Source organism: Streptomyces sp. NPDC003032 (assembly GCF_053591415.1).
The window spans coordinates 42,009-59,193 of record NZ_JBSFTT010000002.1; the positions used below are offsets into that span (position 1 = coordinate 42,009).

Annotated in this window: 13 protein-coding genes and 1 pseudogene; 1 reads left to right on the plus strand and 13 read right to left on the minus strand. The window is 72.4% G+C overall.

The genetic code is table 11. The annotated features are described in order from the left end of the window. Positions 1-3 precede the first annotated feature (3 nt). From ACWDZ7_RS02715 to ACWDZ7_RS02750, 8 genes and pseudogenes are all read right to left on the minus strand, one after another. A complete protein-coding gene (locus tag ACWDZ7_RS02715) occupies positions 4-2,118 on the minus strand; it encodes a SpoIIE family protein phosphatase (protein WP_451794222.1) in 2,115 nt (704 codons plus the stop codon). 83 nt (positions 2,119-2,201) lie between these two features. Next, the gene (locus ACWDZ7_RS02720) at positions 2,202-3,185 is read right to left on the minus strand and encodes a streptomycin biosynthesis protein (RefSeq protein ID WP_451794224.1); all 984 of its coding nucleotides are present in this window, start codon (positions 3,183-3,185) and stop codon (positions 2,202-2,204) included. A gap of 445 nt (positions 3,186-3,630) precedes the next feature. Continuing rightward, positions 3,631-4,683, minus strand: a complete 1,053-nt coding sequence (gene aroF / locus ACWDZ7_RS02725) for a 3-deoxy-7-phosphoheptulonate synthase (RefSeq protein WP_451794226.1) — start codon at positions 4,681-4,683, stop codon at positions 3,631-3,633. 154 nt (positions 4,684-4,837) lie between these two features. Next, complete coding sequence (locus tag ACWDZ7_RS02730; protein WP_451794228.1) at positions 4,838-6,121, minus strand: sensor histidine kinase; 1,284 nt, start codon at positions 6,119-6,121, stop codon at positions 4,838-4,840. Positions 6,122-6,128: 7 nt separating this feature from the next. Next, entirely contained in the window at positions 6,129-6,782 is a 654-nt protein-coding gene (locus ACWDZ7_RS02735; protein ID WP_451794230.1) for a response regulator transcription factor, read from the minus strand. Positions 6,783-6,993: 211 nt separating this feature from the next. Next, positions 6,994-9,273, minus strand: coding sequence for a LuxR C-terminal-related transcriptional regulator (locus tag ACWDZ7_RS02740; RefSeq protein WP_451794753.1), 2,280 nt, complete (start codon positions 9,271-9,273; stop codon positions 6,994-6,996). A 177-nt stretch (positions 9,274-9,450) separates the two neighbouring features. Continuing rightward, positions 9,451-9,888 (minus strand): annotated as a pseudogene (locus ACWDZ7_RS02745) (ATP-binding protein); the annotation flags it as partial. 420 nt (positions 9,889-10,308) lie between these two features. Then, positions 10,309-11,493, minus strand: coding sequence for a DUF6777 domain-containing protein (locus tag ACWDZ7_RS02750; RefSeq protein WP_451794232.1), 1,185 nt, complete (start codon positions 11,491-11,493; stop codon positions 10,309-10,311). Between the two features lie 122 nt (positions 11,494-11,615). Here ACWDZ7_RS02750 and ACWDZ7_RS02755 point away from each other — a divergent pair, with 122 nt between their 5' ends. After that, the gene (locus ACWDZ7_RS02755; protein ID WP_451794234.1) at positions 11,616-13,043 is read left to right on the plus strand and encodes a lipase maturation factor family protein; all 1,428 of its coding nucleotides are present in this window, start codon (positions 11,616-11,618) and stop codon (positions 13,041-13,043) included. On the opposite strand, the gene ACWDZ7_RS02760 is transcribed toward ACWDZ7_RS02755, so the two are convergent. The 5 genes from ACWDZ7_RS02760 to ACWDZ7_RS02780 are packed head-to-tail and all read right to left on the minus strand — an operon-like array spanning position 13,031 to position 17,151. Further along, positions 13,031-13,909, minus strand: coding sequence for an amidohydrolase family protein (locus ACWDZ7_RS02760; RefSeq protein ID WP_451794235.1), 879 nt, complete (start codon positions 13,907-13,909; stop codon positions 13,031-13,033). The genes ACWDZ7_RS02755 and ACWDZ7_RS02760 overlap by 13 nt on opposite strands. After that, positions 13,894-14,046 carry a hypothetical protein gene (locus ACWDZ7_RS02765; protein WP_451794236.1) on the minus strand — a complete coding sequence of 51 codons (153 nt, stop codon included), beginning with the start codon at positions 14,044-14,046 and terminating at the stop codon, positions 13,894-13,896. The genes ACWDZ7_RS02760 and ACWDZ7_RS02765 overlap by 16 nt, the downstream gene beginning before the upstream one ends. Next, positions 14,043-15,062: an aldo/keto reductase gene (locus ACWDZ7_RS02770; RefSeq protein ID WP_451794238.1), complete on the minus strand. Its 1,020-nt coding sequence runs from the start codon at positions 15,060-15,062 to the stop codon at positions 14,043-14,045. Before ACWDZ7_RS02770 ends, ACWDZ7_RS02765 begins: the two co-directional genes overlap by 4 nt. Further along, a complete protein-coding gene (locus tag ACWDZ7_RS02775) occupies positions 15,059-15,814 on the minus strand; it encodes an SDR family NAD(P)-dependent oxidoreductase (protein WP_451794239.1) in 756 nt (251 codons plus the stop codon). The genes ACWDZ7_RS02770 and ACWDZ7_RS02775 overlap by 4 nt, the downstream gene beginning before the upstream one ends. Beyond that, on the minus strand, positions 15,811-17,151 hold the full coding sequence (locus tag ACWDZ7_RS02780; protein ID WP_451794241.1) for an L-fuconate dehydratase: 1,341 nt from the start codon (positions 17,149-17,151) through the stop codon (positions 15,811-15,813). Before ACWDZ7_RS02780 ends, ACWDZ7_RS02775 begins: the two co-directional genes overlap by 4 nt. Positions 17,152-17,185 lie beyond the last annotated feature (34 nt).

Genomic DNA, 17,185 nt, shown 5'->3' on the forward strand with positions numbered 1-17,185 from the left:
CCCTCAGGCCCATTCGTTCCTGGCGGGCACGACGAACTCGCACCACACGCATTTGCCGCCGCCGCGCGCGTCCACGCCCCACAGGTCGGTGAGCCGGTCCACCAGGAGCAGGCCGCGTCCCGACACGCCGTCCTCGCCCGCCTCCCGGCGGCGCGGCAGGGCGCTGGAGGAGTCCTCGACATCGACGCGCAGCCGCCGGTCGGTGCCGCTCAGGACGCGCAGGGTCACGATCGCGAAGCCGTCGGTGTGCATCAGCGCGTTGGTGATCATTTCGTCGGCGACCAGTTCGATCTCGTCGGCGCGCTCGCCCGCGCCCCAGGCGCGCACCGCGGCCCTGATCATGTGCCGGGCCTCGGCGAGCGCCTCCGGGTCGCTGGGTGCCACGTGCTGCTGGAGGCGGCCGCCCGAGCGGGGCGCGTCGATCACGCGGCGGCGCAGCAGGAGCAGCGCGGCGTCGTCGTCCCCGCCCCGGCCGTCGACGATGCCGCAGAGCCGGTCGGCGAGCTTCGACAGGTCGCGGGGGCCGGTCGCGGCCAGCTCCGAGAGGGCCCGCATGCCGTCGTCGAGGTCGGCGCCGGGGACTTCGACGAGGCCGTCGGTGCAGAGCAACAGGGTCTGGCCCGGGTCGAGTTCGAGGGTGGTGACGGGGTAGTCGAGCCGCCCGAACTCGGCGGACAGACCGAGCGGCAGACCGCCGTCGACGGGCACCCTGCGGCAGGAGCCGTCGGTGAGCTGGAGGAGCGGGTCGATGTGTCCCGCCCGCACGAACTGCACCACGCCGGTCGTCAGGTCGGCCTCCGCGTACAGGCAGGTCGCGAAGCGCTCGGTGTCCAGCTCGTGCAGGAAGGTGGAGGCGCGGGCCATGACCGTGGCGGGCATGTGCCCCTCGGCGGCGTAGGCGCGCAGCACGATGCGGAGCTGGCCCATGACGGCCGCCGCGTGCGTGTCGTGGCCCTGGACGTCGCCGATGACGGCCCCGACGCGGCCTCCGGGCAGCGGGATCACGTCGTACCAGTCGCCGCCGATGTCCCGGCCGAGCGCCGCCGAGCGGTACCGGACGGCGATCTCCGCGCCGGGCACGCCGGGGATGGTGCGCGGCAGCATGGCCTGCTGGAGGCCTTGGGCGAGGTCCTTCTCCTGTTCGTAGAACATGGCGCGCTGCAGGCTCTGCGCGATGCTGCTGCCGAGCGCGACCAGGACGTTGCGCTCCTCCGCGGTGAAGCCGGTCTTGTGCTGGTAGAGCAGGCCGAGCGCGCCGATGGGCCTGGCCTGCGCGATCAGCGGCAGATACGCGGCCGCGGTGATGCCGAGCCCGGCGATGTGCGGCCACAGCAGCGGATAGGACCGCGCGAAGTCCTCGGCGGACTCGATGTAGCGCGGCGCGAGCGTGCGGACGACCTCGCTCATCGGGTACGCCTCGTCGATGCGGGTCACCCGGGTGCCCGGCACGAAGCTGCCGGCCGGTCCCTCGGCGACCAGGCGGATCCGTCCGGCCTCGACCAGACCCATGACCAGGTTCGACGCCCCGAGGTGGGCGAGGCCGTGGGTGTCCTTGAGCACGTCGATGACGTCGTCGACCGTGCGGGCGTGCGCCAGCGCCGCCGTGGTGCCCTGGACGATGCTGGTCCTGCGGCGCCGCTCGGCCTCCTCGTCGACCCGCTCCCGCACGGCGGGCGGGCTGTCGCCGAGTTCACGGGTGGCGTCCCTGACGATGCCCACGATGCGGCGGGGACGGCCGGTGTCGTCGCGCCGGATACAGCCGTGCGTGTGGGTCCAGCGCAGCGCGCCGCCCCGCAGGCGGACCCGGAAGTAGGCGCCGTAGGTCTGGCTGCCGTCCTTCAGCGCGTGCGAGACGATCTGGTCCAGGCGGTGCGCCTCGGCGGTCGGGACGCGCGCGGAGAGGGTCTCCGGCCGGCCGTCGTAGTCGTCGGCGCGTACGTCGAAGACCTCGTGGGCGGTGGCGTCCATGCGCATGAGGCCCGTGTCGAGGTCCCAGTCGAAGCAGCCCATGCGCAGCGCGGCCCCGTACAGCTCCATGAAACAGCCGGCCGGCTGCCCGGCCGGCTGTCCACAGCGGCAGTGCGCCGTCGCGTCGTACGCACCGGTACCCGCGTCCATGGGGCCACGCTAGGCGGAGCCCCCCGCGCGCGCATGTGGGGGAAGCGCCGCCGCGTGGAGCCCCGGTGGTGCCGCTCGCGGCGTTACGCCGACTCGGCGACCTTGTCCTGCACCCGCACCGCCACCTCCGTCCACATCTCCGCGCTCTCCCCGGCCAGGTACGCCACGACGCCCCGGCAGTGCGGGGGAACCTGGTCGATGATCTGGTCCCACTCCTCCATGCTGATCGTGTGGATGTTGAGCAGCCGCAGCAGCGTGCGGCCGATCTCACTGAAGCGCAGCGCCGGGTCCGCCTTGAGGCGCTTGACGGCGGCGGCGCGGTCCTCGGCCGTGTCCCTCTCGGGCAGGGCCGAGGGGCCGCGGCCGAGCCGGGGCGCGATGACGCGGTCCTCGGTGCCCGGCTGCCTTCCGCGGCGTACCAGCGGGTCCTCGCCGCGCATCATGCGGTTGCGTACGTCCCGTACGGTCTCCGGCGAGATGGACGCGACGCGGGCGACCTGGCGCAGCGACAGGCCGGGGTTCTGGGCGATCAGCTCGCTGGCGAGCCTGCGCCCCTCGGCGCCGTTGATGGGCCTGACCCGGCCGTCGTGGCCGAGCCTGCTGCCGTCCCCCGCCCCGCTGCCCGGGTCCCGTCTGCGGATGTCCGCCACGGTGCCCTGGGCGATGCCGCTGACCGAGGCGATCATCCGGTTCGACCACTGCGGGTGCGAGGCGATGATGCGTGCGGCCGCGCGCTTGCGGTCCGCCGTCGTCAGCGGCAGGCCGTGTGTGACGTTCGATTCGACGGCGAGGACGAACGCGTCGTCCTCCGCTCCGTCGAAGTACTTCACCGCGATCTTGCGCTGCCCGCGGAGCTCCGCGGCGCGCAGCCGGTGCAGGCCGTCGATGACCCGCATCGTGGGACGGTGCACGGTGATGGGCGGCAGTGGGGTCTGTACGACCGCCAGCGCCTCCACGTGGTCCGGGTCCACTCCGGACGTACGCGGTGAATCCGCCGTCGACAGCGAGCCGATCTCGACTTCGACGACCATCAGCTGGTCGAACTGTTCGTGCCCAGGTGTTGCCAACTCAACTCCCCCTCAAGCTCTGATGTCCCCCGTGGGTGTGCGTCCCGGCACACTGAACGACTCACACCGCATCGCCGCACCCCTCCCGCGGCCGCCGGCCGAGCCGGCTGGGCCACGTCTCCCGGATGAGTGCGTCGATGGATCGCGTGGGTCGCGCCTCGTACGCGTCCGCCCTTCGTCGAGGGCCCCTGAAGTGAATGCGCTGCGCGCTCCGCAGACGTGGTCCTCCCGGATCGCACGGAGTGTTCACCCGGTTTTTGGGCGCGGGTGCAGCGCGCAGTGGTGCGCCCGCGCCGTCCTGAATCACCCGTTGAAACCGAGTCGAACATTCCGGCGAATGTGCGTTCGTCGGAGAATTTCCCGCCGAACGAACACACTTACCCTAACAACGCCTATTCGGTGCTGGTACCCCTCACTAATAGCGCGCTCACAGGTTCCGCTACCCCTAACCACCCCTACCGGCCCGCACTTCGGCGGCCGGCCGCGCCGGGACGCGGCCCATCAGCGGGGAGAGCTGCGCGACGGCGCCCGCCACCTCGGCGGTCTCCGTCCGCGTCAGGGCCTGGGCGCCGTCGCAGAGCGCCGTCGCGGGGTCCGGGTGTACGTCGATCATGACGCCGTCCGCGCCCACGGCGAGGGCGGCGCGGGTGAGCGGCAGGACGAGGTCCCTGCGGCCGCCGGAGTGCGAGGGGTCCACGATCACCGGCAGGTGGGAGAGGCGCTGGACGACCGGCACGGCGCTGATGTCCAGGGTGTTGCGGGTGGCGGTCTCGAAGGTGCGGATGCCGCGCTCGCACAGCACGATGTCGAGGTTGCCGCGCTGCGCGATGTACTCGGCGGCCATCAGCCACTCCTCGATCGTGGCGCCGAAGCCGCGCTTGAGGAGCACCGGCATACCGGCCCGGCCGACCTCCTGGAGCAGGGCGAAGTTGTGCATGTTGCGGGTGCCGATCTGGAGCATGTCCGCGTAGGGGGCGACCAGTTCGACGCCGGCCGGGTCGATGACCTCGGTGACCAGCGGCAGTCCGGTCTCCGCCGTGACGTCGGCGAGGATGCGCAGCCCGCTCTCGCCGAGCCCCTGGTACGCGTAGGGGGACGTGCGCGGTTTGAAGGCGCCGCCCCGCAGCAGCGAGGCGCCCGCCGCCTTGGCCATCTCGGCGGCCGCGAGGGTCTGCGCGGGCGTCTCCACGGCGCAGGGCCCCGCGATGACGGTCAGGGTGTCGGGGCCGATGGGCACGCCCGCGACGGTGACGACGGTCCGGTCGACGTGGTGCTCCCGGCTGACCAGCTTGTACGGCACCGAGATGCGTACGACGTCGAGTACTCCGCGCAGCTGGGAGAGGTTGAGGGCGTCGAACGCCTCCACGTCCCCCACCAGGCCGACGATGGTGCGGGTCACGCCGCGGCTCACGAACGCGTCCCCGCCCGCCGTGCGCACCCGTTGGACGACCGCGTCCACATCGTTCTGTGTGGCCTCCGGGGCCATCACGACAACCACAGGGTTCCTCCTCGGAGATTTCCCACGTGAATGGATCAGTGGAATCCGGAACGCAACGGGGGCTGAACGAAATACGTTCGGTGATGTGCGGCGGCGCTCGGGGAAATTCATCGCCGCACTTGTCGTACCACCGTAGAAGTGCCGTGGATTTTCCTCAACGAAGTCCCGTGTCCTTGTCCAACTGCCCAATATCCATTCCGTGTCCGCCGGGGCGCTCCGACCGCCGTGGAAAGGCGATTTCCACCGCGAGGCCGCCTCCCGCACGGGCCCGAGCGCTGATCGCGGCCCCGTGGGCGACGGCGATGGCGTGGACGATCGACAGACCGAGCCCATGGCCCTCGCCGACGGTGCGGCCGAGCCGCTGGAAGGGTTCGAAGAGCCGCTCGACCTGCTCGGGCGGCACCGTCGTCCCCGTGTTGGCCACGGCGACGACGGCGCTCTTGCCCCGGGTGCGGGTCGCGATCTCCAGGTGCCCGCCGGGAGTGTTGTGGCGTACGGCGTTGTCCACGAGGTGGGTCACCAGGCTCTGCACGAGGGCGGGGTCGCCCACGGTGTCCGCGGGCCCGATCACGGGCTCGGCCCGCAGGCCCCGGCGCTCGATCTCCGGGCGCGCGGTGTGCAGGGCCCATTCGGCGATGAGGGAGAGATCCAGCGGCTCGCTGTGGTCCAGGCCCCGCTGGCTGCTGGAGAGGGTGAGCAGCGACTCCAGGAGCCGTGCCTGCTGTTCGCTGATGGCGAGGAGCCGCTCGAAGTTGGCCCGGAACGATTCGGTGGTGGCGTCGCGGTCGATGAGCGACTCCTCCAGGAGCGCGTGCTCCAGGGTGAGCGGGGTGCGCAGCTCGTGGGCGGCGTTCGCGACGAAGCGCCGATGGGAGTCCAGTGCCGCGTCGAGGCGGCCGAGGAGCCCGTCGACGGTGTCGGCCAGGACCTTCAGCTCGTCCTCGGGGCCCTGCACGCCCAGCCGCTCGTGGATGTTGCGGGCCGAGATGCGCCGGATGGCCCCGGTCATCGTGCGCAGCGGGCGCAGGGCCCGCGAGGCGACCAGCCAGCCGAGACCGGCCGATACGACAACCATGAGGGCCAGGGCGATGCCCGACTGGACGAGCAGCTGCCGCAGGTCGGCCCGGCGCTGGCGGGACGCCTGCTCGCGCAGCTGCCCGGCGACGTCGCCGGGCGAGAGGGGGGCGTGCGCGCCGGGGACGCCTTCGTCGACGCGGATGCCGCCGCCCGGCGCGGGGAGCGGCCCGTCGCCCGTGCCGCCCAGGATGACGCCGCCGACCGGGGACCGGGCCATGAGCAGGTAGGTGATCGCGAGCAGGACCGCTCCGGAGAACACGAACAGCGCGCCGTAGAGCAGCGTGAGGCGTACTCCCACCCGTCGGGGCGTCAGTCGCCGCCGTGCCGCGAGGGCCGGGGTGGCGAGCGAGGGCAGGCGCATGGATCCCTCAAATCCGGTAGCCGCCCCGAGGAATGGTCTCGATGACGGGAGGGTTGCCGAGCTTGGGCCGCAGGCGGTTGATCGTCGCCTTGACGGTGGTGGTGAACGGGTCCGTCGCCTCGTCCCACACCCGTTCCAGGAGTTCCTCGGCCGACACGACCCGGCCCTGGGCGGCGAGCAGGTACTCCAGGACGGCGAACTCCTTGGGTGTGAGCGGCAGTCGCTCCCCGGCGCGCGACGCGACCCGCTGCGCCGGGTCGAGTCTCAGGTCGCCGCGGACGAGGACGGGGGGCAGCGCGGGCTGGGACCGCCGGGCGAGCGCGCGGATGCGGGCGACCAGTTCGGCGTAGGCGAACGGCTTGGGGAGGTAGTCGTCCGCGCCGAGGCTGAAGCCCTCCACGCGGTGGGCGATCGTGCCGGACGCGGTCAGCATCAGCACACGGGCCTGCAGGGGCTCTTCGGCGAGCTTTCTGCACACCTCGTCGCCGTGCACGCCGGGCAGGTCGCGGTCGAGCACCACCACGTCGTAGTCGACGACGGAGGTGCGTTCCAGGGCGTCGGAGCCGTCGTGGACGACGTCGACCGCCATGCCCTCCCGGCGCAGCACCCGCGCCACCGACTGTGCGAGTTCGGCGTGGTCCTCGACCACCAGCACCCTCATGGTCCACCCCTCGCCGAGCGCGACACGGGCGGCGGGAAGGGGATCCGAGAACCGATCATGAGGACCACGTTGCCCGAACCCGCGTCACGTACAGGTCACAGGTCACAGGCCAGCAGGGTACCTGTGCGTCTTCCTGTGCGTCGGTCACAGATCTTCGGACCGCCGTGTGACCGTCCGCCGCGTAGAAAAGACAACCGTGCTCCTCCACCGTCTATCCCACGTGCAGCCGGTCGCAGGCGTCGTGCGTCGCGTTCCCCTCGTGGCCGCCGGGGCCCGCGAAGGGGCTGAGCTTCGCCGCGAGGTCGGCGCGCCGCTGGACGGCGAGCTTGCGGTACGCGCGGGTCAGGTGCTGTTCGACGGTGCTGACCGTGATGCAGAGCTTGTCGGCGATCTGGCGGTTGGTGTGGCCCCGCACGGCGAGCGTGGCCACGCGCAACTCGGCGTTGCTCAGTTCGTCGGGATGTCGGCGGTTCCCGGACGACCACGGCTGTTCGGCGGGGCGCGTGCCGTCGGCGTCGGCGGTCCGCGCCCGGGGTACGGGCATGCCGCACTCCGCGGCCAGTTGCTGTGCCCTGCGGGCGAGGGCGCGTGCCTGGCCGCTCTTGCCGAGCTCGCGGTGGGTCCGCGCCAACTCGTCGGTGGCGCCGACCAGTTCGAGCCGGTGTCCGCGCTCCCGCAGGATCTCGATGGCCTCGCCGAGCAGCGGCGGCCGGTGCGCGGCGTTCAGCGTGTTCGCGAGGACCCGCAGGGAGGCGGCGCGCGCCCAGCCGTTCCTCCGCCCCACCAGGGTCAGTTGCTCCTCGGCCAGGGCCCGGGCGCGGTCGTTCTCGCCCAGCGAGAGGTGGGCCTCGGCGGCGTCGGTGCGCCAGGGCACGAGCGCGGGCAGGTCGAACTCCCAGCGTGTCATGAGGTCCCCGCAGGTGAGGAAGTCGTCGAGCGCGGCATAGGGGCGCCCGGCGGCGAGGTAGTAGTGGCCGCGGGCCCGGAGGTAGAGCAGCCCGTCGGGCGTCTGGAACGCCGGGTCGGGAACGGGGACGTTCAGGTGGGCGGCGGCCTCGTCGAGACGGCCCATGGCGGTCCTCGCGTACACCGCGGTGGCGACGGGCGAGGCGACGGCGACGCCCCAGCCGTCCGCGGGGACCAGGGTGAGCGCCGAGCGCGCCGACTCCTCGGCGGCGGCGAGCGCGCCCGTGCGCAGCTCGATGCGGGCCTTGGCCGAGGCGAGCAGCGCCTGCCACATGGGGGCGCGCCGCTCGGCGGCCTCCTTGAGGAGGGTGTCGCACCAGAAGGCCGCCGTGTCGTGGCGGTCGGCGAGGACCAGGGAGTTGAGCGCGACCAGGAGCGCTGTGAGGGTGTTGTCGTCGAGGCGGGTGCTCTGCAGGATCTGCTCGGCCCGGACGACCGCTTCGCCGTCCGCCCCGTCGAGGAGGGCCTTCATCAGGGTCGCCGCCCGCTGGTGGGGGCCGCGCGCCCGGGAGCGCGCGTGTTTGGGAGCGGCGTGTTCCGCCGTCTCGTCCGGCGTCTCGTGCCGCGTCTCGTGCCGCGGGCCGTCGCCGAGGCAGGCGCGGGCGGAGGCGGGGAGCCCCGGATAGGCGTACGTCATCCAGCGGCGCGGGCAGTCGTGCCGGTGGGACGTGCCGGGCCCGGGGTGCGCGAAGGGCTCGGTGCCGCGCTGTTCGGTGGCCCGGAGCACATCGAGGGCCCGCTCGACCTGGCCGAACCAGAGGAGGTGGGCGACGAGTTCGTCCGCGTCGCCGGGGCCGAGGCGGCCGTCCAGCGCGGCCTCGGTGAGTTCGGGCAGGTGCTGAGTGACGCCTGCCGGGTTGACGCGCCAGCCGGTCCGGGTGAGCGCCGCCTTGATCTCCACGGCCTGGCGCGCGTCGGTGCCGGAGTCGCGGGCGACCCGCAGACAGGTGAGGGCCAGGTCGACCTCGTCGTCGGCGAGGGCCCGCCCGGCGGCCTCGATGAGGGTGCGCACCGCCCAGGGCGCCTCGACTCTCCCCGCCGCCATCAGATGCTGGACGACGACGGTGGCGGCCGCTCCGTGCTCGTGCAGGACCTGGGCGAAGCGGGCCTCCAGGCGGGTGCGGTCCGCGGGTTCCATGCTTCTGAGCGCCGCGGTGCGTCCGGCCTCGTGGCGGAACCAGCCGGCGTCGAGCAGGCCCGCGTCGTTCAGCGCGCGCAGACTGCGGTGGAGGGACTCCCGGCTGCCGCCGAGGACCTCCACCAGTTCGGCCAGCGACACGTCGGGACCGGCCACGGCGAGCGCCCAGGCGGTGCGCCGCGTGGCGGGGTCGCTGCGGTACAGGGCGGTGGCGACGGCCTGCACGAAGGCCTCGCCGGACACGAGATCGCCGCCCGGCCCGGCGCCCGAGGAGCGGTGGTCCTCGATCAGTGCCCGGGTCAGCAGCGGGCTGCCGCCACCCATCTGGTGCAGTTGCGTGACGAGCTTGCGCGTCCGCCACCCGGGTCCGCCGGACCTTGAGATCATTTCGGCCACTCCTTGCCGCTGGAGGGGTCCGAGCCTGATATTGCGGCATCCGGAGAGGCGCAGCAAATCAACGCGCAATCCCGTATTCCCGGCCAGGAAACCGCTGTTCTCTCCCAGGACGACCAGAACGCGACTGACGTCGATGCGACGCGCCAGATACAGCAGGCATTCCAAGGACTGACTGTCGGCGTGATGCACATCGTCTATGCCGAGCACCACTGTGGTTTCCCTGGCCTTTTCGAGGACAATCCCGCAGAGCTCGGGAATCTCGTTCATCGCCGCGGCGGGTGCGCACGCGGTGCGGTGCGGCTGCGCCGCGCCCGCGACAAGGCCCAGGAGCCGGGCCGCGCGCCGGGCGTCCGCGCCCACGAGTCCGGCACCGAGCAGCAGCTGCCCCATGACGCCAAGGGGCAGGTCGCTCTCTGCCTGTGAAGCCGTGGCCTGGAGATACAGGGCTCCGGCGGCTGTCGCGCGCTCACCGAAAGCGCGCAGGAGCGCGGTCTTGCCGCTGGCCACCGGGCCGCTTACCAGAAGGACTCCGCCATGCCCGCCCGCGCACGAGCCGAGCATGCTTTCCATGATCGAGAATGCTTCACCACGTTCCACCAAGTTCATGAGCCGACTTCTCCCCCGCACCTGACGGCTGATCCTTGACCGGCCGGACGACCAGCTGGATCAATTCCCCTGACTTGACCTGCCACCCGAGCGAAGACTCTGCCATATATGAAAATCAACCACCAGCGGTATTTGACTCAATGCCTTCCTATTACCGTCGTGAATGCGCCACGCATCAGACAACCGGAAGCCGACATTCCACATCCAGGGAAAACCATTGCTCAATTGCCTGAGGAGTGAAACAACGGCTTTTCAGCACGCAGTTTCGAAGCACATTGAGTGGACGGAGGTGACGCCTGGGACGCCAGCGACACGAGGGCCGGGGAACGATTGGCCCGATCAGCGTGGCTCCGCCGAGTGGCGTGTGACTGATTCGCAGGCCTCGGTCGGCCGCCGGGACGGGCGCGTCGCCGGGCCGGATCAGCTGTCGAAGGTGCCCGGATCGCTGTCGGAGAAGGGGTTCTCGGACAGATACGGATCGTCGGGCTCCGTCGGCTCCGTCGGCTCCGTCGGCTCCGTCGGCTCCTCCTGCGTCGGGGGCGAGGGGCAGCCGGGCGGGAGCGGCGACGACGGCTCGTCGGGAGTACCCGCCCCCTCCGACGGGCTCGGGCAGTCGGTCGAGGCCGTGCCGGGGTCGTTGGGGACGACATCCTCGCGGGAGGGGTCCTGACTCCGGCCGGGGTCCTGGTCCTCGTCGGGGTCCTGGCTGCGGTCCCGATCCCGGTCCTGGTCCTGGTCCTGGTCGGATTCCGTGGGTCCCGGGGTGTCGCTCTCGTCAGTGGACTCGTCGGGGTCGCTGGGCGTCGGGGGCGGAGGCGGGGTCGGCGGCACCGGCGGCTTGGTGACGCGGTCATGGTCGCCGTCCTTGTCACCGATCTTCCGCTCGATCCAGGTGTTGTTGACGATGTTCACGATGGTGATGTTCGTGATCGGCCGCGGCGCCGGCGTCACCACGACCACGCGCGTCGGCCGGTAGCCGCTCCAGGGGCGCCCGTTGTGGCGGGGCGAGCCCTTGAGGGCGACGGGTGGCTTCAGCGGGTTGCCGCACGCGCAGCGCACCCGCGGCAGCCCCCGCTCGTCGACGAGGACGGCCGTGCCCGCCTGGAGGACGGACTGGAAGCTCGTCGCGGAGTCGCCGCGGAATCCGTGGTTGGTCACGCGGGTGTCGGCCCGCAGCACGACGGGCGTCAGGCCGCGCAGAAAGCCGCCGATCGCCGCCTGGTCGATGCCGGACAACCGCGCGAAGGCACGGGCCTTGGCCTGGTCGCCGGTCAGGTAGCGCACCTGCTGGTCGACGTCACAGCTGCCGACGGAGTGCGTGCCGCCGTACAGGCCCGGCGTACCGCCCGAGACGGAACGGGTCCCCTGCGGGGTCGCGGACCCCGTGGGCGAGGGTTGCGGCGAACGGGTGACGGGCGGTGGACTCGCGGCGCTCTTCGCGGTGGAGTCGGTGAACGGATCGGGGCCCTGCGCGGCGACGGGCTGCATGAACAGTTCGCGGCCGCCGTCGGCGGAGTTCTTCCCGCCGTCGCCGGAGCAGCCCGCGACCGCGAGGGCCGCGGATATCGCGAAGGTCATCGCGTGGGTCCTGGTGGGTGCGCGCACGGGTTCTCCCGCCGTTGCCGGGCCATGTGCCCCGCTCTGTTCCACGGGGGCCCCGTCATTGTCCGCGGGGGCTCCGGGCGCCTCGCAAGCCGAAGCGGCTCACCCAGCGTCACAATGGACGCATGGAGTGGTTCACGGCGGACGCGTACGGATTGAGCCGGCTGATCTTCCAGCGGGCCCTGGCCGCGCTCTATCTGGTGGCGTTCCTGGGCGCGGCCCTGCAGTTCCGGGCGCTCATCGGGGAGCGCGGGATGCTGCCGGTGGCGAGGTACGTGGAGCGGGTGCCGTTCCGGCGGGCGCCGAGCCTGTTCCAGCTCCGCTACTCGGACCGGTTCTTCGCGCTCTGCGCGTGGGCGGGCTGCGCGGTCGCGGTGGCACTGCTCGCGGGCGCCGACAGCCTGCTTCCGCTGTGGGGCGCGATGCTGCTGTGGCTGGTCCCGTGGGCGCTCTATCTCTCCATCGTGAACGTGGGGCAGACGTGGTACGGCTTCGGCTGGGAGTCGCTGCTCCTGGAGGTGGGCTTCCTCGCGGTCTTCCTCGGCAACGACCACGTCGCGCCGCCCGTCCTCGTGCTCCTCCTGCTGCGCTGGGTGCTGTTCCGCGTGGAGTTCGGCGCCGGGCTGATCAAGATGCGCGGCGACGCGTGCTGGCGCAAGCTCACCTGTCTGGACTTCCACCACGAGACGCAGCCGATGCCGGGGCCGCTGAGCTGGTTCTTCCACCACCTGCCCCGGCCCGTGCACCGGGTGGAGGTCGCGGCCAACCACGTCACCCAACTCGCCGTGCCGTTCCTGCTGTTCACGCCGCAGCCGGTGGCGACGGGCGCGGCCTGCCTGATGATCGTCACCCAGTTGTGGCTCGTCCTGTCCGGCAATTTCGCCTGGCTGAACTGGATCACCATCGTCGTCGCGGTGTCCGCCGTGGACTTCTCCGGCCTGCGCGCCCCGTCGCCGTACCCGCGGACCCCGCTCTGGTACGAGGTGGTGGTCATCGGCGTCACCGCGCTGCTGCTCGCGCTGAGTTACCGCCCGGTCCGCAACCTCCTGTCCCGGCGGCAGGTCATGAACACCTCCTTCGACCCGCTGCACCTCGTCAACTCCTACGGCGCGTTCGGCAGCGTCAGCCGCGTCCGTCAGGAGGTCGTCGTGGAGGGCACGACGGCTCCGGTGCCGCGCGAGGACTCGGAGTGGCTCGCCTACGAGTTCAAGGGCAAGCCCGGCGACGTACGCCGCTGGCCGCGTCAGTTCGCCCCGTACCATCTGCGGCTGGACTGGATGATGTGGTTCGCGGGGCTCTCCCCCGCCTACGCCCGCTCGTGGTTCGGCCCGCTGGTGGAGCGGCTGCTGGACGGCGACCGCGACACGCTGCGGCTGCTGCGCCGCTCCCCGTTCCCGCCCGACGCCCCGCCCACGTACATCCGCGCCCGGCTGTACCGCTACCGGTTCACGAGCTGGCGCGAGCTGCGCGAGACGGGCGCCTGCTGGGAGCGCACGTTCGTCCGTGAGTTCCTGGCGCCGACGCGGCTCGCCACGCCCGCTCAGAAGCGGTAGACGCGGCGCGCCGTCCCGCCGAAGACCTCGCCGCGCTCATGGGTGTCGAGCGAGGACGTCAGCAGCCGTGCGGCGTCGAGGACTTCGACGTACGAAGCCGCGAGGGTACTGACGGGCCAGTCGGAGCCGAACATCAGCCGCCCGGGACCGAAGGCGTGCAGGACGGTGTCCGCGTAGGGCCGCAGGTCGTCCACCGTCCACGTCCGGTGATCGGCCTCGGTGACCATGCCGGAAAGTTTGCACACGGTGTTGGGGCGCGCGGCGAGCGCGCGGACCGCCGAGGCCCAGGGTTCGAGGGCCCCTGAGGCGATGGGCGGCTTGCCCAAGTGGTCGAGGACCAGGATGAGTCCGGGGAGGGCCGCCGCCGCCTTGGCGCAGGCGGGGAGCTGATGGGGCTGTACGACGAGGTCGTACGCGAGCCCCGCGTCGGCGAGGGCGGCCAGTCCCCTGCGGACGTCCGCGCGCAGCAGCCACTCGGGGTCCGGCTCGCTCTGCACCTGATGACGGATGCCCACCAGTCGCTCCCCGCCCGGGAGTTCACGGAGGGAGGCGAGGGTGTCGGCCACGTCGGGGCGGGTCAGGTCCGTCCAGCCGACGACGCCGGCGACGAGGTGGCTGTCCGCCGCGAGGGCGAGGAACTCCGGGGTCTCCTGCGGGACGGTCACCGTCTGGACGAGGACCGTGGCGCCGACCCCCGCCGCGCGGGCCTCGGACGCGAGGTCGGCCAGGGAGAAGTTCCTGCGGATCGGCGCGAGGGCGTCGCCGGTGATCCACTCCTGGTCGCGGACGGAGAGGTCCCACACGTGGTGGTGGGCGTCGACCACGGGTCCCACCGGGCGGGCGCCGCCGCTCACGGCAGCCCCCATACGACGGGCGGCCCGGCCTCCGTGCCCTCGGCGGAGTAGTCGTGCACGACGGTGGGTTCGGCGGGTACCTCGCCGTGGGCGGCGTCGTACGCCTCGACGCGGCCGACGCGGACCTTGGTGTGCAGGGCGATTCTCATGGGCGGCCCCCTTCTCCTACGTCGGACGGTACGGGCACTTCGGACGGCAGCAGCCCCTCCGCGCGGGCCTCCCGCCAGAAGTCGGCCGGCACGTCGGCCGCGAACTGCCCGGCGGCGTCCGTGACCTGTTCCGGAGCGTGGATGCCGACCAGGACGCTGGCGACGGCCGGATGCCCGAAGGGGAAGGCGAGCGCGGCGGCCCGCAGGGTGGTGCCGTGCCGTTCGGCGAGGTCCCGCAGGGCGCGGGCACGCCCCAGGAGTCCGGGCGGCGCCTCGGTGTAGTCGAACCGCGCGCCCGGCTTCGGATCGGCGAGCAGCCCGGAGTTGAAGACGCCGCCGATGACGATCGACGCGCCCCGCTCGCTCGCCGCGGGCAGCAGTCCGGTGAGGGCCGCGTGGTCGAGGAGGGTGTAGCGGCCCGCGCACAGCACCGCGTCGACGTCCGTGTCGCGGACGAAGCGGGTGAGCATCCCGGTCTGGTTCATGCCCGCGCCGATCGCGCCGACTACCCCTTCGGAGCGCAGCTTCTCCAGAGCCGGGTAGCCCTCGCGGAAGGCCTCCTCGCCGTGGTTGTCCGGGTCGTGGAGGAAGACGACGTCGACGCGGTCGGTGCCGAGGCGGGTCAGGCTGGACTCGATGGAGCGGCGCACGCCGTCCGCGCTGAAGTCCCAGACCCGGCGGTGTGTCGCGGGCACCGCGAAGCCGCCGTCGGCGAGGTCGTCGCCGCGCACCTCGTCGACCGGTTCGAGGAGCCGCCCGACCTTCGTGGAGATCACGTACGAGGAGCGGTCGCGGCCGCGCAGCGCCTCGCCGAGCCTGCGCTCGGAGAGGCCGAGGCCGTAGTGCGGGGCGGTGTCGAAGTAGCGGATGCCCGCGTCCCAGGCGTGGTCGAGTGCGGCGGCCGCCTGGGCGTCGGTGATCGGCGAGTAGAGGTTGCCGATGCCGGCGGCGCCGAAGGCCAGCTCGGTCACCTCGACGCCGCCGGTGCCCAGTGGGCGCCGCGCCAGGGCGTTCATCCGTTCACCGGCCGCGGGCGCAGGCCCTGCATGCCGCCGTCGACGGCGAGCGCGGTGCCGGTGGTGGCGCCGGACAGGGGGCTCGCCAGGTAGGCGATGGCGCCCGCGACCTCGTCGGCCGTGACGAGGCGGCCGGTGGGCTGGCGGGCCCGGAGCGCGGCCCGCTCGGCCGCCGGATCGGGCGCGGCGTCCAGGAGGCGGCCGACCCACGGGGTGTCGACGGTGCCGGGGTTGACGCAGTTGACGCGTATCCCTTCGCGTACGTGGTCGGCGGCCATCGCGAGAGTCAGGGAGAGCACGGCGCCCTTCGACGCCGAGTACAGGGCGCGCTGCGGCAGGCCGGCGGTCGCGGCGATGGAGCAGGTGTTGACGACGGCGGCCCGCGAGGAGGAACGCAGGTGGGGCAGGGCGGCGCGGGTGGTGCGGACGATCCCGAGGACGTTGACGTCCAGGACGGTGTGCCACTGGGCGTCATCGTTGTCCTCGACGGTGCCCTGGGCGCCGATGCCCGCGTTGTTGACGAGGATGTCGAGGCCGCCGAGGTCGGCGGCGGCCGAGGCGACCGCCTGCCGCACGGATGCGTCGTCGGCGACATCACCGGCGTACGCGCGCAGCGGCTTCTCCACACCGCTCGGGTCGAGGTCGAGGACGGCGACCTCGGCGCCGCGGACGGCGAGGAGGTCGGCGGTGGCGCGGCCGATACCGGACGCGCCGCCGGTGATCAGTGCCTTGAGCCCGTCGAAGTCGGTCATGCCGCTGCTCCCTTGCCCTGAGCGAGGTCGGCGGCCCAGAACGTGCCGCCCGGATAGGTGAACTCGGCGACGGACTCGGCCCGCATCGTCGCCGAGAAGCCCGGCGCGGTCGGGGCCGTGTAGTGGCCCCCGCGCATCACGACGGGGTCGATGAAGTGCTCGTGGAGGTGGTCGACGTACTCGATGACGCGGTTCTCCGTGGTGCCCGACAGCGCCACGTAGTCGAACATCGACAGGTGCTGGACCAGCTCGCACAGGCCCACGCCGCCCGCGTGCGGGCAGACGGGGACGCCGAACCTGGCGGCGAGGAGGAGGATCGCGAGGTTCTCGTTGACGCCGCCGACGCGCGCCGCGTCGATCTGGAGGACGTCGATGGCGCCCGCCTGGAGGAGCTGCTTGAAGACGATGCGGTTCTGGACGTGTTCGCCGGTGGCGACCTTGACCGGGGCGACGGCCCCGCGGATCACGGCGTGGCCGAGGACGTCGTCGGGGCTGGTGGGCTCCTCCACCCAGTAAGGGTCGAACGCGGCGAGGGCGCGTGTCCACTCCACCGCCTCGTCGACGTTCCAGCGCTGGTTGGCGTCGATCGCCATGCGGATGCCGGGGCCGATCGCCTCGCGGGCGGTGCGGCAGCGGCGGATGTCGTCGGCGAGGTCCGCGCCGACCTTCAGTTTGATCTGCGTGAAGCCTTCGTCGACGGCCTGGCGGGCCAGGCGGGTGAGCTTCTCGTCGCTGTAGCCCAGCCAGCCGGGCGAGGTGGTGTAGCCGGGGAAGCCGCGCTCCCGGAGGACTGCCTCACGATCGGAAGCGCCCTTACGCCCGGCCCGCAGCAGCTCAAGGGCCTCCTCGGGGCTGAGGGTGTCCGCGATGTAGCGGAAGTCGACCTGGGAGACGAGCCACTCGGGTGTGGCGTCGGCGAGGAGCTGCCACAGCGGCTTGCGCGCCCGCTTGGCGGCGAGGTCCCAGACGGCGTTGACGACCGCGCCGATCGCCATGTGCATCACGCCCTTCTCGGGTCCGAGCCAGCGCAGCTGGCTGTCGCCGATCAGATCGCGGTTGACGGTGCCGGGGTCGGCGCACAGCTCGTCGACCTCACGGCCGATCACGTGGTGGCGCAGCGACTGGACCGCCGCGACCTGCACCTCGTTGCCGCGGCCGATGGTGAAGGTGAAGCCGTGTCCCTCCAGGCCGTCGCCCGCGTCGGTGCGCAGCACCACGTAGGCGGCGGAGTAGTCGGGATCCGGGTTCATCGCGTCGGACCCGTCCAGCTCCCGTGAGGTCGGGAACCGTATGTCGTAGGTGTCGACCGCGGTGACGCGGGCGGGAGTCGGGGACACAGGAGGCCTTTCCGGAAAGGTGCGGGAAGCCGCG

Excerpts from the sequence above, each read along its gene's own strand:
- ACWDZ7_RS02715 (WP_451794222.1), bottom strand. The coding sequence starts at position 2,118 with ATGGACGCGGGTACCGGTGCGTACGACGCGACGGCGCACTGCCGCTGT.
- ACWDZ7_RS02730 (WP_451794228.1), bottom strand. The coding sequence starts at position 6,121 with ATGCGCCTGCCCTCGCTCGCCACCCCGGCCCTCGCGGCACGGCGGCGA.
- ACWDZ7_RS02735 (WP_451794230.1), bottom strand. The coding sequence starts at position 6,782 with ATGAGGGTGCTGGTGGTCGAGGACCACGCCGAACTCGCACAGTCGGTG.
- ACWDZ7_RS02740 (WP_451794753.1), bottom strand. The coding sequence starts at position 9,273 with ATGATCTCAAGGTCCGGCGGACCCGGGTGGCGGACGCGCAAGCTCGTC.
- ACWDZ7_RS02755 (WP_451794234.1), top strand. The coding sequence starts at position 11,616 with ATGGAGTGGTTCACGGCGGACGCGTACGGATTGAGCCGGCTGATCTTC.
- ACWDZ7_RS02760 (WP_451794235.1), bottom strand. The coding sequence starts at position 13,909 with ATGGGGGCTGCCGTGAGCGGCGGCGCCCGCCCGGTGGGACCCGTGGTC.
- ACWDZ7_RS02765 (WP_451794236.1), bottom strand. The coding sequence starts at position 14,046 with ATGAGAATCGCCCTGCACACCAAGGTCCGCGTCGGCCGCGTCGAGGCG.
- ACWDZ7_RS02770 (WP_451794238.1), bottom strand. The coding sequence starts at position 15,062 with ATGAACGCCCTGGCGCGGCGCCCACTGGGCACCGGCGGCGTCGAGGTG.
- ACWDZ7_RS02775 (WP_451794239.1), bottom strand. The coding sequence starts at position 15,814 with ATGACCGACTTCGACGGGCTCAAGGCACTGATCACCGGCGGCGCGTCC.